The following is a 15,553-nucleotide window of genomic DNA, read 5'->3' as shown; positions in this document are numbered from 1 at the left end:
CCAGTGACGCGGCCTTGCGTCGCGAAAAGGTTGAAAGCAGCCCCAAGACAACACTGCAACACAGGCCGGGGCTGCTTCGCCATCTCGATATCAAGCCATGTCGCTGACGGCGAACTCCTCGGCCAAATGATCGATCAACGCCCGCACCGACGGCAGCAACCCCCGTCGCGAAGGGAAGATCGCATGCACGATACCGCAGCGCGGGTGCCAACCCGGGATCAACTCCACCAACCGGCCCGCTGCCAGGTCGTCGCGCACCGCCACCCGCGGCAAGTGCGCGATACCTACCCCGGTCACTACGAAATGGCGCAAGGCGAACAGGTCGTCAGTCACTACGCGGGGCGTGTGGGGGATGACGATGCTGCGACTGGCGTCCTCGTCGTGGAACAGTTCCCAGCGGTATTCACGCTGGGCGCTGCCCCAGTGCAGGCTCGGCAGCTGGCCGAGCATCAGGGGGTCAAAGCCGTCAGGCAGTTGCTCCTGGAACTGCGGCTGGCCGACCAGGCACTGGGTGCTGTTGCTCAGCACCTTCATCACCATGTCGGTGTTTTCCAGCGGCGGGAAGCGTACACGCAAGGCGATGTCGAAGCCCTCGTGCAGCAGGTCGACCCGGCGGTTGGTGCTCTCGATGAACAGTTCCACCTGCGGGTACTTGATCATGTAGCGGGTCAGCATCGGCCCGACCCAGGAGTTGAGCAGGGTGGTCGGACAGCTGATGCGTACCAGCCCGCGAGGTTCGCTGCGGTTGCGCTCGATGATCTCCGCCGCCCCCTCGGCCTCCACGCGCATGGCCAGGCAGCGCTGGTAGTAGGCCTGGCCGATCTCGGTCAGCGAGCAGTGCCGGCTGGTGCGCTGCAGCAGGCGCACGCCCAGGCGCTCTTCCAGGTCGGCGATGCGCCGGCTGAGCTTGGACTTGGGAATGTCCAGCGCCCGGCCAGCCGGGGCGAAGCCGCCGTGCTCGACTACCTGGGTGAAGTAGTAGAGGGAATTGAGGTCTTCCAATGATCGTCTCCGGATGCGTGGCTGCCTGTACTGGCCTCTTCGCGGCTAAAGCTGCTCCGTTGTGGGGCGGCACCAGATGCGAAAGGGCTGGCGTAGATAGTACAAAAGCAATCGTCCATGAAACAGAACGCCAGCTGAATCGCGTCGGCTGCGGTTAATATCAGGCAACTCGATGGGTGGTTGCCTGGGGGGGTGGCAATACCTCAATTCACGGGCTGCAATTCGATCCCATCCAGTAGCGCCTCAATCAACCCCTCTGCCATTTCGACCGCATTCAGGGTGCTCCAGAACAGGCTCTTGCCGGTTTCGTCCAGGTGTTCCAAAGCCTTGTAGCCACAGTCGTAGGCACCTCGCAGGTACTGTGCGACGTGTACAAGGGCGTCATGGGCGGATACATCCGGATTTACCGTGAACAATGGTGGATGGCCGGCGTCGCAGCGGCTGAAGGCGCGTTGTGTGGTGTTGGGGAGGGGTGGATCGGGGACGATCTTTTTCATTGCAGTGTGCTCTCTAGGTTGTACTGCAACCATCCGTTTCCACGCGAAGGGTGGCAGTTGTACGCGGGGTGGAAAACCGGTGAGAGGCAACCCGGTAGGCCATACGGCCTCCCGCGCACAACTGCCATTGAAGACAGCACCTCAGACCTAGACGGGTTTCCACGCCCGATCGCTGAACCGACAGCGACCCGGCAAGCCTAGAGAGCAGGCTTTCCCCGGACAATCAGACGGGCGTCGACACGGTGTGTACGATAAATCCCCACGCTGCACGCATACGTAGGAAATGGCTCGCGATGAAGTAGGGCGTTGCTGAGACGACCGTGTTTAAGAACGGTGCACGGCTAGTGCAGTCAAGCCTTCTTTCCGGAGGCTATATCAGACCGTCTAGTAGCGATGGCCTGCGAAGAGGGCGGCTGGATTTGCTTGGAATTAATTTGAGAAATTACTTACGCACAGATCGGAGCACCTGAAGTCGCCAAACCGGGCGGTCAGGAACAAACTGCGGCACCCGGAAATCCTTCAGGAGCACGACTATGTGGCTTCCCAATGCCATGTTCGATCCACCCCACCCAGGGGAGTCTCTCCGTGAGGACGTATTACCTGCTATTGGCATGAGCGTATCGGGGCTGGCGCGCCACCTCGGCTATTCGCGTGGGCAATTGTCCACCGTGCTCAATGGACGCGCCGCCATATCCGCCGACCTTGCTTATCGTCTTGAGCTGGCGGGCCTTGGTGATGCCCGCCAGTACCTTGCGGAACAGGCAGCTTATGATCTCTGGCAGGCTGCGCACCGTGAGCACCCCCAGATAGTACGGTTAGTGTTTGCCTGATCGCTCAATCAGTATCCGATTCAAACAACCGCTCCAACTCCAACCGCGCCTCCTTGGCCGTCTGCATCACCTTGGCCCGGTCATCGCGTACCTGCCCTTGGGCGACCAGCACCTCTTCGTCATGCTGGGCGAACCGTTCGATCCGGTCGGCTGCCTGTTCGTCGCTCAAGCCCAACCCGACCAATGCCCGGCGGCTCATCTCCAGGCTGGAGTAGAACGTCTCGCGGATCGGCTCGGCGCCTACATCCACCAACTTGTGCACATGCTGGCGGTTGCGTGCGCGGGCCAACACCTTCAGGTGCGGGTACAGGCGCTTGACCCGCTCCGCCGTGCGGGTGGTGACGTCGGGGTCGTCGGTGGTGATGATGAAATATTCCGCCTCGCCGACCTTGGCAGCATGCAGTACTTCCGAGCGCAGCGGGTCGCCGTAGAACACCGGGGCCTGCTCGAACATGCGGGTCATCTCGATGGCGTCCACAGACGTTTCCAGGGCGATGAAGGGGATTTTCTGGGCGCGCAGGATGCGCGAAACGATCTGGCCCATGCGGCCCATGCCGACGATCACCACCCGTGGCGTGTCGGTCTGGATCTGCTTGTACTGTTCGGGCACTTCACGCGTGGCTTGCGGGCGCTTGAGGGCGCGGGCGCAACCGAGCATCAGTAGGGGCGTGATGGCCATCGACAGGGTGATGGTCATCAACAGCAGGTCGTAGGTCTGGGTGTCGAGCAGGCCCTGGTCCTTGCCCAGCTTGAACACCACGAAGGCGAACTCACCGCCCGCCGCCAGTACCATGCCCAGGCGAAGAGCACTGGTGCTGCTCAGGCCTGCGACGCGGCCGACGCCGATCAACAGCGCCAACTTCACCGCGACCAGGAGCAGGGTCAGGCCCAGCAGCACGAAGGGCATCTCCAGCAGCAAGCCCAGGTTGGCGCCCATGCCTACGCTGATGAAGAACAGGCCCAGCAGCAGGCCCTTGAACGGTTCGATCTGCGACTCCAGCTCATGGCGGTATTCGGAATCCGCCAGCAGCAGGCCGGCGAGGAAGGCGCCCAGGGCCATGGAAATGCCGGCTTCCTCCATCAGCCAGGCGGTGCCGATCACCACCAACAGTGCAGTGGCGGTCGAGACCTCAGGGATGCCTGTACGGGCTACGGTGCGGAACACCGGGCGCAGCAGGTAACGGCCGCCGACGATGACGATGGCGATGCTGGCGAACACCTTCAGGCCATGTTCCAGGCTGTCGCCCTGGCTGGTGTCCGGGCCGCTGGCGGCCAGCAGAGGGACGAGGGCGATGAGCGGGATCGCTGCGATGTCCTGCATCAGCAGGATGGCGAATGCCAGGCGCCCGTGAGGGGCGTTGAGCTGCTTGGTTTCCGCCAGGCTCTGCAGGCCCAAGGCGGTGGACGACAATGCCAGGCCCAGGCCGAGCACGATCGCTGCCGGCAGCGACTGGCCGAAGCCGAACAGGGCGATGGCGCCGATGACCGCGCCGGTCAGCAACACCTGGGCGGTGCCGACACCAAACACCGATTTGCGCATCAGCCACAGGCGTTTCGGCGACAGCTCCAGGCCGATGATGAACAGCAGCAGAACTACACCCAACTCGGAAATATGCGCGACGCTTTCGGTATCGCGGATCAGCCCCAGGGCTTGTGGGCCGATGGCCACGCCAGCGAGCAGGTAGCCGATCACTGCGCCCAGTTGCAGACGCTTGGCCAGCGGGACTGCCAGGACAGCGGCGAGCAGGAAGATCACTGCGGTTTGTAGAAGGCTGCCTTCGTGGGGCATTGCTCGGGCTCCTTGAGCGGCTTGTGGGGGATTGGCGCAGCGGTATCAGCTTACGCCAGGGTAAGCGAGGGGCGCATTTTCGTCCTGGGATCGAAACAGGACAATCCGGGTTTCCCGAGAAGCAGCGTTCTGTCATTGGTACCTTTGCAGGACAAGCCCACAGGGATTTCGCAAGTCTTGAGAGCGGCGCAATCTCGGTGGGAGCTGGCGACAGCCTGCGATGGGCTGCAAAACAGCCCCAAGCCTTCAAACGGTGGAGCTCTTCAGACTCAAGGGGCCGCTTTGCGGCCCATCGCAGGCTCCGCCAGCTCCTACACGTCATCGCCACCTTGAGCACGGCGGCAAACCTGTGGGAGCGGGCTTGCCCCGCGATGGAGTTGCATGCACTGCCGTGATCAGGAACCAGGCCGATACTGCAGCGCTTCGGCCAGGTGCGCACGGCCAATGCGCTCCACCTGCTCAAGGTCAGCCAGCGTGCGGGCCACCTTGAGCAGGCGATGGGCTGCGCGCAACGACAAGGTCAAACGCTCGCAGGCACCCTCCAGCCAGGCCTGGTCGGCAGGCTCCAGCACGCAATGGCGGCGCAGGCCATTGAGGTCGAGAAAGGCATTGGCGCACCCTTGACGGCGTTGCTGCAGCTCGCGGGCCTCGGCCACCAGGCGGGCGACGCTGGCGCTGGAATCGCCGCTGGGGTCGTTGGTCAGCACCGTGCTTTCCCGTGCCACGGTCAGATGCAGGTCGATGCGGTCGAGCAGGGGGCCGGAAAGCTTGTTGCGGTAGCGCTGGATCTGTTCGGTGCTGCAGCGGCAGCGCCCGGTAGGGTCGCCCAGGTAGCCGCACGGGCAGGGATTCATCGCAGCCACCAACTGGAAGCGCGCCGGGAAGCGGACCCGGTCCTTGGCCCGCGCCACCACGATCTCGCCGGACTCCAAGGGTTCGCGAAGTACTTCGAGTACACGCCGCTCAAACTCTGGCAGTTCATCCAGAAACAGCACGCCATGGTGCGCCAGGGTGATCTCTCCTGGTTGCGGCCGGCTACCCCCGCCCACCAGGGCCGGTCCTGACGCTGAGTGATGAGGGTGTCGGAAAGGCCTCTGTGGCCAGCAGTCCAGCGGCTTATGGCCGCTGACCGACTGGATCGCCGCCACTTCCAGGGCTTCGCGTTCATCCAGTGGGGGAAGCAACCCGGGCAGGCGGCTGGCGAGCAATGTCTTGCCGGTACCTGGCGGGCCTGTAAAAAGCAGGTTATGGGCTCCCGCCGCCGCCACCAACAGCGCACGCTTGGCTGCGGCCTGGCCTTGTACTTCGCTGAGATCGGGATAGGGCCGGCTGCGCAGCAGCAAACCGTTGGCCGCGTAAGGTGGCAGGGGCACCTGGCCGTTGAGGTGGGCGACCAGCTCCAGTAGATGGCCCACCGCATAGACCACCAGGCCGCTCGCCAGGCTCGCCTCTTCCGCATTCTCCTTCGGCACGACCAACGCTCGCCCGGCCTCCCGGGCCGCCAGCGCCGCCGGCAAGACGCCCTGTACCGGGCGCAACCCACCCGACAAGGCCAGCTCACCGATGCACTCGATCTCGCTCAAAGCCGCCACTGGTACCTGGCCATTGGCCGCGAGGATGCCCAGGGCGATGGCCAGGTCGTAACGGCCGCCGTCCTTGGGCAGGTCGGCGGGCGCGAGGTTCTGGGTGATGCGTCGGTTGGGGTAGTCCAACCCGGAATTGACGATGGCGCTGCGCACCCGGTCCTTGCTTTCCTTGACCGTGGCTTCGGGCAGCCCGACCAGGGTCAGGGTTGGGAGGCCGTTGGCCAGGTGGGTTTCGACGCTGACAGCGGGCGCCAGTACTCCGACCTGGGCGCGGCTGTGGACGAGGGCGAGGGACATGGACACTCCGTGGTCGCTTGTGGGGAACCGCTTCCTGCGGTTTGGCAAGCATAGAGCGCCTGGGGAAAGGCTATCGGGAAAGAGTGCGTCGGGGTTTTGCAGCGAACCGGGTCAAGGCCAGGGGCCGCTGTACGGCCCTTCGCGGGTGAGCCCGCACCCATAGGGAGCGGCGGTCGTTATTCCTGGGCAGGCGGCGCGACCCGAGCCTCCAGCTCGGCCAGTTGCTTCTCCAGCGCCTCTAGGCGGGCGCGGGTGCGCGCCAGGACGACCATCTGGCTGTCGAATTCGTCCCGGCTGACCAGGTCCAGCTTGCTGAAGGCACCTTGCATCAGGACCTTGAACTGGCTTTCCAGTTCGGCGCGGGGTTGGGCGGTGTCGCCGCTGAACAGGCGGGAGGCCTGGTCGCTCAGGGCGTCGAGGAAGGCTTTTGGCGCGAGCATGTTGGGCTGTCCGCTGAATCAATGAGAAGGCGGGCAGTGTAACACGCGCCCCGGCGGGGCTCGCGCTGCACAGGTTTTGCGCAATACGCCAGGCCAGCATGCACCATAATTGTGCGCGTTTTGCCTGATAGCGATTGGCCCAGCACTCGGATTTACAGTAACTCTTTGTTTTTTATGGCTTTGTTCGAGCTGGCAAGGTTTCTGCTAAGACCTCTGCGAGCCATGCACTGATGCAGTTCCTTGAACCAGGCAGCGCGCATGCGATGCCAGATGCCGCCGACGGCGCGTTACAAAGCCAGGCGCTGCGCTTAGACTTGAGACGGGTTTGTTTTCCTGGGGCAAGTCCACCAAATCGGGAGAAGTTTCATGAAGCTAGTCACTGCCATCATCAAGCCGTTCAAGCTGGACGACGTGCGCGAGTCGCTGTCGGAAATCGGCGTGCAGGGCATCACCGTGACCGAAGTCAAAGGCTTCGGTCGGCAGAAAGGCCATACCGAGCTGTACCGCGGTGCCGAGTACGTGGTCGATTTCCTGCCCAAGGTGAAGATCGACGTCGCCATCGACGACAAGGATCTTGACCGGGTCATCGAAGCCATCACCAAGGCGGCCAACACCGGCAAGATCGGTGACGGCAAGATCTTCGTGGTCAATCTGGAGCAGGCCATTCGCATCCGTACCGGCGAAACCGATACCGACGCGATCTAAGCACCACAGCCTCACCAAACCCAACGCCCCAGGAGAAAACAACATGACTCTGCGCAAGATCGCAGGGCTAGGAGCCCTATTGTCCCTCGTAATGCCCGGCCTGGCCCTGGCAGAGGACGCTGCCCCGGCGCTGAACTCCGGTGACACCGCCTGGATGCTCACCGCCACGGCGCTGGTGCTGTTCATGACCATTCCGGGCCTGGCGCTGTTCTACGGCGGCATGGTGCGCTCGAAGAACGTGCTGTCGGTGATGATGCAATGCTTCGCCATCACCGGCCTGATGAGCATTCTCTGGGTCATCTATGGCTACAGCCTGGCATTCGATACCTCCGGTATGGAAAAAGGCGTGGTCAACCTCAATTCCTTCGTCGGCGGCTTTTCCAAGGCGTTCCTCAGCGGTGTCACGCCTCAGAGCCTGACCTCGGCTGCCGCGCTGTTCCCCGAAGCGGTGTTCATCACCTTCCAGATGACCTTCGCCATCATCACCCCGGCGCTGATCGTCGGTGCTTTCGCCGAGCGCATGAAGTTCTCTGCGATGCTGGTGTTCATGGGCGTGTGGTTCACCTTGGTCTACGCACCGATCGCCCATATGGTCTGGAGCGGTGACGGTGCACTGATGTGGGACTGGGGCGTACTGGACTTCGCCGGTGGCACCGTGGTGCACATCAACGCTGGTATCGCAGGCCTGGTCTGCTGCCTGGTGCTGGGCAAGCGCAAGGGCTACCCGACCACGCCGATGGCCCCGCACAACCTGGGCTATACCCTGATGGGCGCCGCGATGCTGTGGATCGGCTGGTTCGGTTTCAACGCAGGTTCCGCCGCCGCCGCCAACGGCACCGCCGGCATGGCCATGCTGGTCACCCAGATCGCCACCGCCGCCGCGGCACTGGGCTGGATGTTCGCCGAATGGATCGGCCACGGCAAACCGAGTGCCCTGGGCATCGCCTCGGGTGTGGTCGCCGGCCTTGTGGCCATCACGCCGGCTGCCGGTACCGTTGGCCCGATGGGCGCGCTGGTGATCGGCCTGGCTTCGGGCGTGATCTGCTATTTCTGCGCCACCAGCCTCAAGCGCAAGCTCGGCTACGACGACTCTCTGGATGCCTTCGGCGTGCATGGGGTCGGCGGTATCGTCGGTGCCATCCTCACCGGCGTATTCGCAGCGCCTGCCCTGGGCGGCTTTGGTGCGGTCGAAGACATCGGCGCGCAGGTCTGGGTGCAGACCAAGGGCGTGCTGTTCACCGTGGTCTACACCGCCATTGCCACCTACGTGATCCTCAAGGTGCTCGATGGCTTGATGGGGCTGCGAGTCAATGACGAAGAAGAGTCGGTCGGCCTCGACCTGGCTCAGCACAACGAACGCGGCTACAACCTGTAACCGCAACGCGGTAGAAAATCGCCCGGTTCGCCGGGCTTTTTTTTGCCTGGAATTCGCTGTTTAGCGTAGGGCAAACGGTTTACCCGGCACGTTCGTGACATTCGTAAAAAACTTACAGGTTGCCAGGCGTTCAGGGAGCTTTGCTTTTTTCACGAGCGCGCTAGAATGCGCGCCGAAGGGTGTTCGATGAGCTGTCCACACTCTTCTCAACCCTTTGCTAGGCTTGCAATAGCGCATGGCCAGCAGGTAATTGCCGGCGCTTTTTTCCGGCCGATGGCTCGATGATTTTTCAGGCACTGCCAGGAGCAGGGCCTGCAGGGCGGCAGTCTCCCATCAGGAGATGGATGCCCGGGCAGTGGCCAACCCACGGCCAGTTGAATTTTCACTGGTGGACGCCGGTCTACGGCTCCATTGGTCTATAACTAACCTGCTTTTCGCAAGTCATGAGGTAGAACATGAGCGACGACGATCTGGAAAATGACGACCTCGAAGTAGGCGACGAAGACGAGGCCGATGAGGGCCTTGAAGCTGCAGCCGACGACGGCGTGGAAGATGCCGGCGAAGACGACAGCCCCGCACCTGCCGCCAAGGGCAAATCCAAGGCAGCGGTCTCGGTAGACGAGATGCCGAGCATGGAGGCCAAGCAGAAGGAGCGCGATGCGCTGGCCAAGGCCATGGAAGAATTCCTTGCACGTGGTGGCAAGGTTCAAGAGGTCGAAGCCAACGTGGTCGCCGATCCGCCCAAGAAGCCGGACAACAAGTACGGCAGCCGCCCTATCTGAGTGGCTGGATGCAAGAAAGCCCGCCGTCGCTGCGGGCTTTTTTGTGGCTGGCGATCCGGTGGGGCCGGCAATGATTCTGTGGAGATTACCTAGCCCTTCGGGCTGAGCTGTCGCGCAGCGTACACGTGGTTAGTGCTGCCCCTGTGGGAGCGGCCTTGTGCCGCGGTCAAGGCGAAGCCCTTGCCAGGCGACGGTGATATCGGGTCGGGCCTAATCGGGGGACAAGCCCGCTCCCACAGATCCGTTCACCGCCAGCGGGTCAGGATGTCCGGCAACTGGGAAAGCCGTTGGATCTCGGCATCCGGCGCCTGCTCGCCCGCCCAGGCCTTGCCCTGGGGGTTGAACCACACCGCCCGTAGCCCTGCGCGCTGGGCGCCGGCGATGTCATCACCGGGGTGGTCGCCGATGTGCACAGCCGCACTGGCCTCCACCTCGCCACGGCGCAGGGCTTCAAGAAACGGTGCCGGGTCCGGCTTGCCGATGCCCAGGTCCTCGGCGCACAAGGCGAACCGGAAATAGTCCGCCAGCCCCAGGCGACGCACATCGGCGTTGCCATTGGTGACCACGCCGAGGATGTACTGGTGACGCAGAATCTCCAGCACCGGTTGCACCTCGGGGAATACCTCGACCTGGTGACGGGCATGGAGGAACACCTCGAACCCTTCGTTGGCCAGTTCCTGGGCCTGTTTTGCGCTGTAGCCGACTTCTTCCAGGGCATGGAACAGCACTCGGCGGCGCAGGGCGCTGATCCGGTGCTTGAGGCCAGGCTCGGCCTGTACCAGGCGCTCACGGATGGCGAACAGGTGTTCGACCGGGATCGGCCCCAAGCTCGGGGCGTTGGCCTCGAGCCAGTCGCGCAGGACGATCTCGGCGCTGGCGATCACCGGTGCGGTGTCCCACAGGGTGTCGTCCAGGTCGAAGGTGATCAGCTTGATGCTCATGAGTCTGTGCCTTTGCTGCGTTTGGCCCGAGGATGGGCGCTGTCGTACACCGCGGCCAGGTGCTGGAAGTCCAGGTGGGTGTAGATCTGCGTGGTGCTGATGTCGGCGTGGCCGAGCATCTCCTGCACGGCGCGCAGGTCCTGGGACGATTCCAGCAGGTGGCTGGCGAAGGAATGGCGAAGCATGTGCGGGTGCAGGTGCTGGCCGAGTTCGCGCTCGCCGGCAGTCTTGACCCGTATTTGAATGGCGCGTGGGCCGAGGCGGTTGCCCTGGCGGGTGACGAACACGGCATTGTCCCGCGGGGCGCTGATGCCGCGCAGCTTGAACCACTCCTGCAGGGCCTCGCGGGCCTTGCGGCCGACCGGCAGGACGCGGGCCTTGCCGCCCTTGCCCAGGACCTGGACCAACCCGCCGGCCAGGTCCAGGTGGTCCATGTCGAGGTTGGTCAGCTCCGACAGGCGCAGCCCGGACGAATAGAACAGCTCGAGGATGGCCTGGTCGCGTCGGGCGATGAAGTCGTCATCGACGCCGCCATCGAGCAGTTGCAGTGCGCGGTCGGTATCCAGGGTCTTGGGCAGGCGCCGTTCGCCTTTGGGTGGCGATAGGCCGTTGGCTGGATCGTGCTGGCACAGGCCTTCGCGGTTGAGGTAGCGGTACAGGCCCCGCACTGCCGAGAGCAGGCGTGCCAGGCTGCGCGACGACTGGCCGTGGTGGTGCTGGCGTGCGACCAGCTGGCGCAGTTGCTGTACCTGCAGCGCCTCCCAGCCGTCGATGCCTTGGCTGTTGCAATATTCGATGACCTTCTGCAGGTCGCGACGGTAGGCCAGCAGGGTGTGGTCGGACACCTGGCGCTCGTTGCGCAGGTGTGCGCAATAAGCCTCCAGCTGGCGCTCCATCAGCGCACCGGTCGCAGGGTCTGGGTGAAGCGTGGGACGACACGGCCGAGCACTTCGGCGATGTAGCCGAGGAACAGGGTGCCGACGCTGCTCTTGTAGTGTTGCGGGTCGCGGCTGCCGATTGCGAGCACGCCATGCAGCCCCTGGTATTCCAGGGCGGCCACGGCACTGGAGCCGACTTCCTTGCGTTGCTCCTCGCCGAACAGGAAGGCCAGCTCGTGCTCGCGCAGGTTGCCGCTGACCGTCTTGCCACTGCCCAGGAGCGCGCCGATGGCCTGCTGGGCCTCGCCACTACTGGCCCAGCGACCGACCGGGGCGGCCGTTTCGCCGAACAGGATCAGGCTGACGAAGGGCACCTGGAATTCCTGGCGCAGGCTGTCCTCGACCGCCATCACCACTTCCTCCAGGCTGCCCGCGTCGAGCAGGTCGAGGATCAGCCGTCGGGTCTTGTCGAACAGCCGGTCGTTGTCCCGGGCCACGTCCATCAACTGCGACAGGCGATGGCGCATCTCGATGTTGCGGTCGCGCAGCAGCTTGAGCTGGCGTTCCACCAGCGACACGCTGTCACCGCGCTGGTGCGGGATGCGCTGTTCGACCAGCAACTCGTCGTGTTCGGCGAAGAAGGTCGGGTGGGCGCGCAGGTAGGCGACCACGGCCTCGGCATCGAGGTCCTGGGCCTGCTTGGGTGCAGCCTGGGGCTGATCGGTCATGGCGGTTACTCGCTTAAAGACGAACCTGTCCTTCGTAGACGCGCACGGCGGGGCCGGTCATCAGTACGGGCTTGCCGGGGCCGGCCCATTCGATGTTCAGGCGCCCGCCCGGCAGGTCGATGGTCACCGGCGAATCCATCCAGCCTTGGCTGATGGCGGCCACGGCAGCGGCGCAGGCGCCGGTACCGCAGGCCTGGGTCTCGCCGGCGCCACGTTCCCACACGCGCAGGTTGGCGCGGTGGCGGTCGATGACCTGGATGAAGCCGGCGTTGACCCGCTGCGGGAAGCGCGGGTGGTGTTCGATCTTCGGCCCGAGTTCATGCACCGGCGCAGTGCGCACGTCGTCGACACGCAGCACCGAATGGGGGTTGCCCATGGAAACGGCGGCGATCGAATGGACCTGGCCGTCGACTTCCAACGGGTAGCTCAGGGCCTGTTTATCGGCGACGAAGGGTATTTCAGCCGGGACGAAGCGCGGAGGGCCCATGTCGACGCACACCTGGCCATCGTTGCGCACGTCCAGCTCGATGATGCCGCCCTTGGTTTCCACGCGGATACGCTTCTTGGCGGTCAGGCGCTTGTCCAGTACGAAGCGGGCGAAGCAGCGCGCACCGTTGCCGCACTGTTCGACTTCGGAGCCATCAGCGTTGAAGATCCGGTAGCGGAAATCCACGTCCGGGTTGCTGGGGGCCTCGACGATCAGCAGCTGGTCGAAGCCCACGCCAGTGTGGCGGTCGCCCCACTGCTTGGCGTGCTTGGGCTGGATATGCGCGTGCTGGCTGACCAGGTCCAGGACCATGAAGTCGTTGCCCAGCCCATGCATCTTGGTGAAACGCAGCAGCATGGGGTCACTCCGGGAGCAGGCTTTCGCCGGCGAACAGTTCGGCGATGGTTTCCCGGCGACGGACCTCGAAGGCCTGGTCGCCGTCGACCAGCACTTCGGCACAGCGGCCACGGGTGTTGTAGTTCGAGCTCATGACAAAACCATAGGCGCCCGCGGACTGGACAGCCAGCAGGTCGCCTTCGGCCAGGTTCAGCACGCGGTCCTTGGCCAGGAAGTCACCGGTCTCGCAGATCGGGCCGACCAGGTCGTAGCTGCGGCCTTCGCCCTGGCGTGGCTTGACCGCGCTGACACCCATCCAGGCCTGGTAAAGGGCTGGGCGGATCAGGTCGTTCATCGCCGCATCGATGATGGCGAAGTCCTTGTGTTCGGTGTGCTTGAGGTATTCGACCTGGGTCAGCAGCACGCCGGCATTGGCGACGATGTAGCGGCCAGGTTCGAACACCAGGGCCAGGTCGCGCTCGCCTACGCGCTCGCGGATCGCCTTGATGTAGTCGGCCACCAGCGGCGGCTGTTCGTCGCGGTAGCGCACGCCGACGCCGCCACCCAGGTCCAGGTGACGCAGGTGGATGCCGCACTCGGCCAGGCGGTCGACCAGCACCAGCAGGCGGTCGAGGGCATCGAGGAACGGCTCGACGGTGGTCAGCTGCGAACCGATATGGCAGTCGACACCGACCACATCCAGGTTGGGCAACTGCGCGGCGCGTACGTAGATGGCCTCGGCGTCGGCAATGGCGATGCCGAACTTGTTCTCTTTCAGGCCGGTGGAGATGTACGGGTGGGTACCGGCATCGACGTCCGGGTTCACTCGCAGCGACACCGGTGCGACCTTGCCCATCTCGGCCGCCACGACCTGCAGGCGTTCGAGCTCGTCGGTGGACTCGACGTTGAAGCAGTGCACACCCACTTCCAGGGCGCGGCGCATGTCGTCGCGGGTCTTGCCGACGCCGGAGAACACCACGCGGTCGGCACGCCCGCCGGCGGCCAGCACACGCTCCAGCTCACCGCCGGAGACGATGTCGAAGCCCGCGCCCAGGCGCGCCAGGACGTTCAGCACGCCCAGGTTGGAGTTGGCCTTGACCGCGAAGCACACCAGGTGCTCGACACCTTGCAGGGCGTCGGTGTAGCTGCGGTACTGGGCTTCGATGTGGGCACGCGAGTAGACGTAGGTGGGGGTGCCGAAACGTTCGGCGATGGCCGACAAGGCCACGCCTTCCGCGAACAGCTCACCGTCGCGGTAGTTGAAAGCGTCCATTGGATTTCCTTACTGCTCGGGCTGCGGCTCTTGCTGGGCGGGTTCGGCGGCATCGACCGGTGCAGCCGGCTCGGCAGCTTGATGCTGGTGCGACTTGTGGCTGTCCTTGCCGTCCTTGCCTTCTTCAGGCAGGTACAGAGGGCCCTTCTGACCGCAGGCCGAAACGAGGCAGGCAACCGCGACCAGCGCCGCGAGGGAGGAAATCAGGCGCTTCATTGGCGAATCCTTTGAAATATGCAGTATTACGCCCGAGTATACCGAGCGCCTGCGGGCTTGCCTATGCAAGGACCGGTCCGCCTGGCGGACATACAGCCTGCATGCTGTTGGCGGGTGAACTCGTTCCGACTGGGCCGAACGCTGGGCTGCGGGAGCGGTTCTACCTACGAACGGAGCGCCGCCGACACAGATGCTAACCTTTGCATTCGCCGGCAAGCGCCCGTATCTTGCCCGGCTTGCCGTAAGCAGCCAATTTCGAGGTTCCTGCAATGAGTTTGAGCGAAGCGCGTTTCCACGACCTGGTCGACGCGACCCAACAGGCCCTGGAAGACCTGTTCGATGAAAGCGGGCTGGATGTGGACATGGAGAACTCCGCCGGGGTGCTCACCATCAAGTTCGACAGTGGCAGCCAGCTGATCTTCAGCCGTCAGGAGCCGCTGCGCCAGCTGTGGCTGGCCGACCGCTCGGGGGGCTTCCACTTCGACTATGACGAAGAGAGCGGCAAATGGGTCTGCGAGAAGAGCGAGGAACTGCTGGGCGAGATGCTCGAGCGCATTGTCTGGGAGCGCGCCGGCGAGAAGCTGGACTTCGACGAGATCTGAGATGAGCGAGCAACCCCGGCCGCCCAAGCCGCTGTACAGCAACGTAAGCCCGGCGGTGCCTTCGCCGTGTGTCAGCGTTTGCCGGCTCGACGAGCGCAGGGTCTGCACCGGTTGTTTCCGTCATGTGGAACACATCCGTGAATGGCGCTCGGCAGACGACGAACGGCGCCGCCAGATCTGCCGCGAAGCCCAGGTGCTGCGGGCGCAGCACAGCACCCAATGATGCCATGGGCTTGAGTATTTGCCCGGCTGTGGTAGTGTCAGGTTTGCGTCGTTGACGCCAAAAGCATTCACAAACCCCGCCCTTGGGCGGGGTTTTGCTTTATCTGCCTGTTAAAAAGGAGTCTGACTGGATCATGAGCACCAAGCCTTCCCTCATCCTCACCCGATTGGACGTACAGCGTCTGGAGCGTCTGATCGACAGCCTCGACGAAAGTACGCCGGGTGTGCTCGCCTTGCAGGACGAGCTGGACCGCGCCGAGCAGGTGGTGGGTCACGAGGAGGTCCCAGCCGGGGTGGTGACCATGAACTCGCGCGTGCACTGCCGCGAGGAAGCCAGCGGCAAGGACTATCACCTGACCCTGGTGTACCCGAAGGATGCCGGCGGCGAAGGCAAGGTGTCGATCCTCGCACCGATCGGCTGCGCGCTGCTGGGGTTGTCGGTGGGCGAGCAGATCGACTGGCCGGCGCCGGGCGGCAAGACACTCAAGCTGACGTTGCTGGAGGTCGAGTACCAGCCGGAAGCGGCGGGTGATTTCGACCTTTGAAAGGTAGGGTAGGGGCCGCTTT

General features: G+C 64.0%; 18 protein-coding genes. 7 read left to right on the top strand and 11 right to left on the bottom strand.

Translation table 11 applies throughout. The features are described from left to right. Window positions 1-90: 90 nt before the first annotated feature. The gene (locus tag AC1MHZ_RS02675) at window positions 91-1,002 is read right to left on the bottom strand and encodes a LysR substrate-binding domain-containing protein (protein WP_084855373.1); all 912 of its coding nucleotides are present in this window, start codon (window positions 1,000-1,002) and stop codon (window positions 91-93) included. 203 nt (window positions 1,003-1,205) lie between these two features. Continuing rightward, window positions 1,206-1,499, bottom strand: a complete 294-nt coding sequence (locus tag AC1MHZ_RS02670; RefSeq protein WP_084855374.1) for a DUF3077 domain-containing protein — start codon at window positions 1,497-1,499, stop codon at window positions 1,206-1,208. 533 nt (window positions 1,500-2,032) lie between these two features. On the opposite strand from AC1MHZ_RS02670, the gene AC1MHZ_RS02665 reads away from it, so the two are divergent. Next, a complete protein-coding gene (locus AC1MHZ_RS02665) occupies window positions 2,033-2,329 on the top strand; it encodes a HigA family addiction module antitoxin (RefSeq protein ID WP_216356225.1) in 297 nt (98 codons plus the stop codon). A gap of 4 nt (window positions 2,330-2,333) precedes the next feature. Here the strand turns inward: AC1MHZ_RS02665 and AC1MHZ_RS02660 are convergent, their stop codons facing one another. The 3 genes from AC1MHZ_RS02660 to AC1MHZ_RS02650 all read right to left on the bottom strand — a co-directional run bounded on the left by AC1MHZ_RS02660 (window position 2,334) and on the right by AC1MHZ_RS02650 (window position 6,441). Then, window positions 2,334-4,118, bottom strand: a complete 1,785-nt coding sequence (locus AC1MHZ_RS02660; protein ID WP_084855375.1) for a monovalent cation:proton antiporter-2 (CPA2) family protein — start codon at window positions 4,116-4,118, stop codon at window positions 2,334-2,336. 395 nt (window positions 4,119-4,513) lie between these two features. Next, entirely contained in the window at window positions 4,514-6,001 is a 1,488-nt protein-coding gene (locus AC1MHZ_RS02655; protein WP_084855376.1) for a YifB family Mg chelatase-like AAA ATPase, read from the bottom strand. A gap of 176 nt (window positions 6,002-6,177) precedes the next feature. Continuing rightward, window positions 6,178-6,441, bottom strand: a complete 264-nt coding sequence (locus AC1MHZ_RS02650) for an accessory factor UbiK family protein (RefSeq protein ID WP_084855377.1) — start codon at window positions 6,439-6,441, stop codon at window positions 6,178-6,180. Window positions 6,442-6,807: 366 nt separating this feature from the next. Between AC1MHZ_RS02650 and glnK the strand changes: the two genes are divergently transcribed. From glnK to sutA, 3 genes are all read left to right on the top strand, one after another. Beyond that, window positions 6,808-7,146, top strand: coding sequence for a P-II family nitrogen regulator (gene glnK, locus AC1MHZ_RS02645; protein ID WP_002555808.1), 339 nt, complete (start codon window positions 6,808-6,810; stop codon window positions 7,144-7,146). A 43-nt stretch (window positions 7,147-7,189) separates the two neighbouring features. Further along, complete coding sequence (locus AC1MHZ_RS02640; RefSeq protein WP_084855378.1) at window positions 7,190-8,521, top strand: ammonium transporter; 1,332 nt, start codon at window positions 7,190-7,192, stop codon at window positions 8,519-8,521. A 455-nt stretch (window positions 8,522-8,976) separates the two neighbouring features. Further along, window positions 8,977-9,303, top strand: coding sequence for a transcriptional regulator SutA (gene sutA, locus AC1MHZ_RS02635; protein ID WP_084855379.1), 327 nt, complete (start codon window positions 8,977-8,979; stop codon window positions 9,301-9,303). A 245-nt stretch (window positions 9,304-9,548) separates the two neighbouring features. On the opposite strand, the gene AC1MHZ_RS02630 is transcribed toward sutA, so the two are convergent. Genes AC1MHZ_RS02630 through lptM form a run of 6 tightly spaced genes read right to left on the bottom strand, consistent with a single transcriptional unit; the run spans window position 9,549 to window position 14,162 of the window. Further along, complete coding sequence (locus AC1MHZ_RS02630) at window positions 9,549-10,244, bottom strand: HAD family hydrolase (RefSeq protein ID WP_084855380.1); 696 nt, start codon at window positions 10,242-10,244, stop codon at window positions 9,549-9,551. After that, window positions 10,241-11,140: a tyrosine recombinase XerC gene (gene xerC, locus AC1MHZ_RS02625; protein WP_084855381.1), complete on the bottom strand. Its 900-nt coding sequence runs from the start codon at window positions 11,138-11,140 to the stop codon at window positions 10,241-10,243. Before xerC ends, AC1MHZ_RS02630 begins: the two co-directional genes overlap by 4 nt. Continuing rightward, a complete protein-coding gene (locus AC1MHZ_RS02620) occupies window positions 11,140-11,850 on the bottom strand; it encodes a DUF484 family protein (protein WP_084855382.1) in 711 nt (236 codons plus the stop codon). The genes xerC and AC1MHZ_RS02620 overlap by 1 nt, the downstream gene beginning before the upstream one ends. Window positions 11,851-11,863: 13 nt before the next feature. Next, window positions 11,864-12,694: a diaminopimelate epimerase gene (dapF, locus tag AC1MHZ_RS02615; RefSeq protein WP_084855383.1), complete on the bottom strand. Its 831-nt coding sequence runs from the start codon at window positions 12,692-12,694 to the stop codon at window positions 11,864-11,866. A gap of 4 nt (window positions 12,695-12,698) precedes the next feature. Continuing rightward, window positions 12,699-13,946 carry a diaminopimelate decarboxylase gene (lysA, locus tag AC1MHZ_RS02610; RefSeq protein ID WP_084855384.1) on the bottom strand — a complete coding sequence of 416 codons (1,248 nt, stop codon included), beginning with the start codon at window positions 13,944-13,946 and terminating at the stop codon, window positions 12,699-12,701. A gap of 9 nt (window positions 13,947-13,955) precedes the next feature. Beyond that, on the bottom strand, window positions 13,956-14,162 hold the full coding sequence (gene lptM / locus AC1MHZ_RS02605; RefSeq protein WP_084855385.1) for an LPS translocon maturation chaperone LptM: 207 nt from the start codon (window positions 14,160-14,162) through the stop codon (window positions 13,956-13,958). A 269-nt stretch (window positions 14,163-14,431) separates the two neighbouring features. Here lptM and cyaY point away from each other — a divergent pair, with 269 nt between their 5' ends. The 3 genes from cyaY to rnk all read left to right on the top strand — a co-directional run bounded on the left by cyaY (window position 14,432) and on the right by rnk (window position 15,531). Further along, window positions 14,432-14,764, top strand: a complete 333-nt coding sequence (cyaY, locus tag AC1MHZ_RS02600) for an iron donor protein CyaY (RefSeq protein ID WP_043213409.1) — start codon at window positions 14,432-14,434, stop codon at window positions 14,762-14,764. A 1-nt stretch (window position 14,765) separates the two neighbouring features. After that, window positions 14,766-14,987 (top strand): DUF1289 domain-containing protein, encoded by a 222-nt coding sequence (locus AC1MHZ_RS02595; protein ID WP_084855386.1) that lies wholly within the window; start codon window positions 14,766-14,768, stop codon window positions 14,985-14,987. A 133-nt stretch (window positions 14,988-15,120) separates the two neighbouring features. Continuing rightward, complete coding sequence (rnk, locus tag AC1MHZ_RS02590) at window positions 15,121-15,531, top strand: nucleoside diphosphate kinase regulator (protein WP_084855387.1); 411 nt, start codon at window positions 15,121-15,123, stop codon at window positions 15,529-15,531. The last annotated feature ends 22 nt before the right edge of the window (window positions 15,532-15,553 follow it).

It is taken from the genome of Pseudomonas sp. FA-1 (genome assembly GCF_056856075.1).
This window is presented reverse-complemented; position numbering and strand designations above follow the sequence as displayed.

Excerpts from the sequence above, each read along its gene's own strand:
- AC1MHZ_RS02670 (WP_084855374.1), bottom strand. The coding sequence starts at position 1,499 with ATGAAAAAGATCGTCCCCGATCCACCCCTCCCCAACACCACACAACGC.
- AC1MHZ_RS02665 (WP_216356225.1), top strand. The coding sequence starts at position 2,033 with ATGTGGCTTCCCAATGCCATGTTCGATCCACCCCACCCAGGGGAGTCT.
- AC1MHZ_RS02660 (WP_084855375.1), bottom strand. The coding sequence starts at position 4,118 with ATGCCCCACGAAGGCAGCCTTCTACAAACCGCAGTGATCTTCCTGCTC.
- AC1MHZ_RS02655 (WP_084855376.1), bottom strand. The coding sequence starts at position 6,001 with ATGTCCCTCGCCCTCGTCCACAGCCGCGCCCAGGTCGGAGTACTGGCG.
- AC1MHZ_RS02650 (WP_084855377.1), bottom strand. The coding sequence starts at position 6,441 with ATGCTCGCGCCAAAAGCCTTCCTCGACGCCCTGAGCGACCAGGCCTCC.
- glnK (WP_002555808.1), top strand. The coding sequence starts at position 6,808 with ATGAAGCTAGTCACTGCCATCATCAAGCCGTTCAAGCTGGACGACGTG.
- AC1MHZ_RS02640 (WP_084855378.1), top strand. The coding sequence starts at position 7,190 with ATGACTCTGCGCAAGATCGCAGGGCTAGGAGCCCTATTGTCCCTCGTA.
- sutA (WP_084855379.1), top strand. The coding sequence starts at position 8,977 with ATGAGCGACGACGATCTGGAAAATGACGACCTCGAAGTAGGCGACGAA.
- AC1MHZ_RS02630 (WP_084855380.1), bottom strand. The coding sequence starts at position 10,244 with ATGAGCATCAAGCTGATCACCTTCGACCTGGACGACACCCTGTGGGAC.
- xerC (WP_084855381.1), bottom strand. The coding sequence starts at position 11,140 with ATGGAGCGCCAGCTGGAGGCTTATTGCGCACACCTGCGCAACGAGCGC.
- AC1MHZ_RS02620 (WP_084855382.1), bottom strand. The coding sequence starts at position 11,850 with ATGACCGATCAGCCCCAGGCTGCACCCAAGCAGGCCCAGGACCTCGAT.
- dapF (WP_084855383.1), bottom strand. The coding sequence starts at position 12,694 with ATGCTGCTGCGTTTCACCAAGATGCATGGGCTGGGCAACGACTTCATG.
- lysA (WP_084855384.1), bottom strand. The coding sequence starts at position 13,946 with ATGGACGCTTTCAACTACCGCGACGGTGAGCTGTTCGCGGAAGGCGTG.
- lptM (WP_084855385.1), bottom strand. The coding sequence starts at position 14,162 with ATGAAGCGCCTGATTTCCTCCCTCGCGGCGCTGGTCGCGGTTGCCTGC.
- cyaY (WP_043213409.1), top strand. The coding sequence starts at position 14,432 with ATGAGTTTGAGCGAAGCGCGTTTCCACGACCTGGTCGACGCGACCCAA.
- AC1MHZ_RS02595 (WP_084855386.1), top strand. The coding sequence starts at position 14,766 with ATGAGCGAGCAACCCCGGCCGCCCAAGCCGCTGTACAGCAACGTAAGC.
- rnk (WP_084855387.1), top strand. The coding sequence starts at position 15,121 with ATGAGCACCAAGCCTTCCCTCATCCTCACCCGATTGGACGTACAGCGT.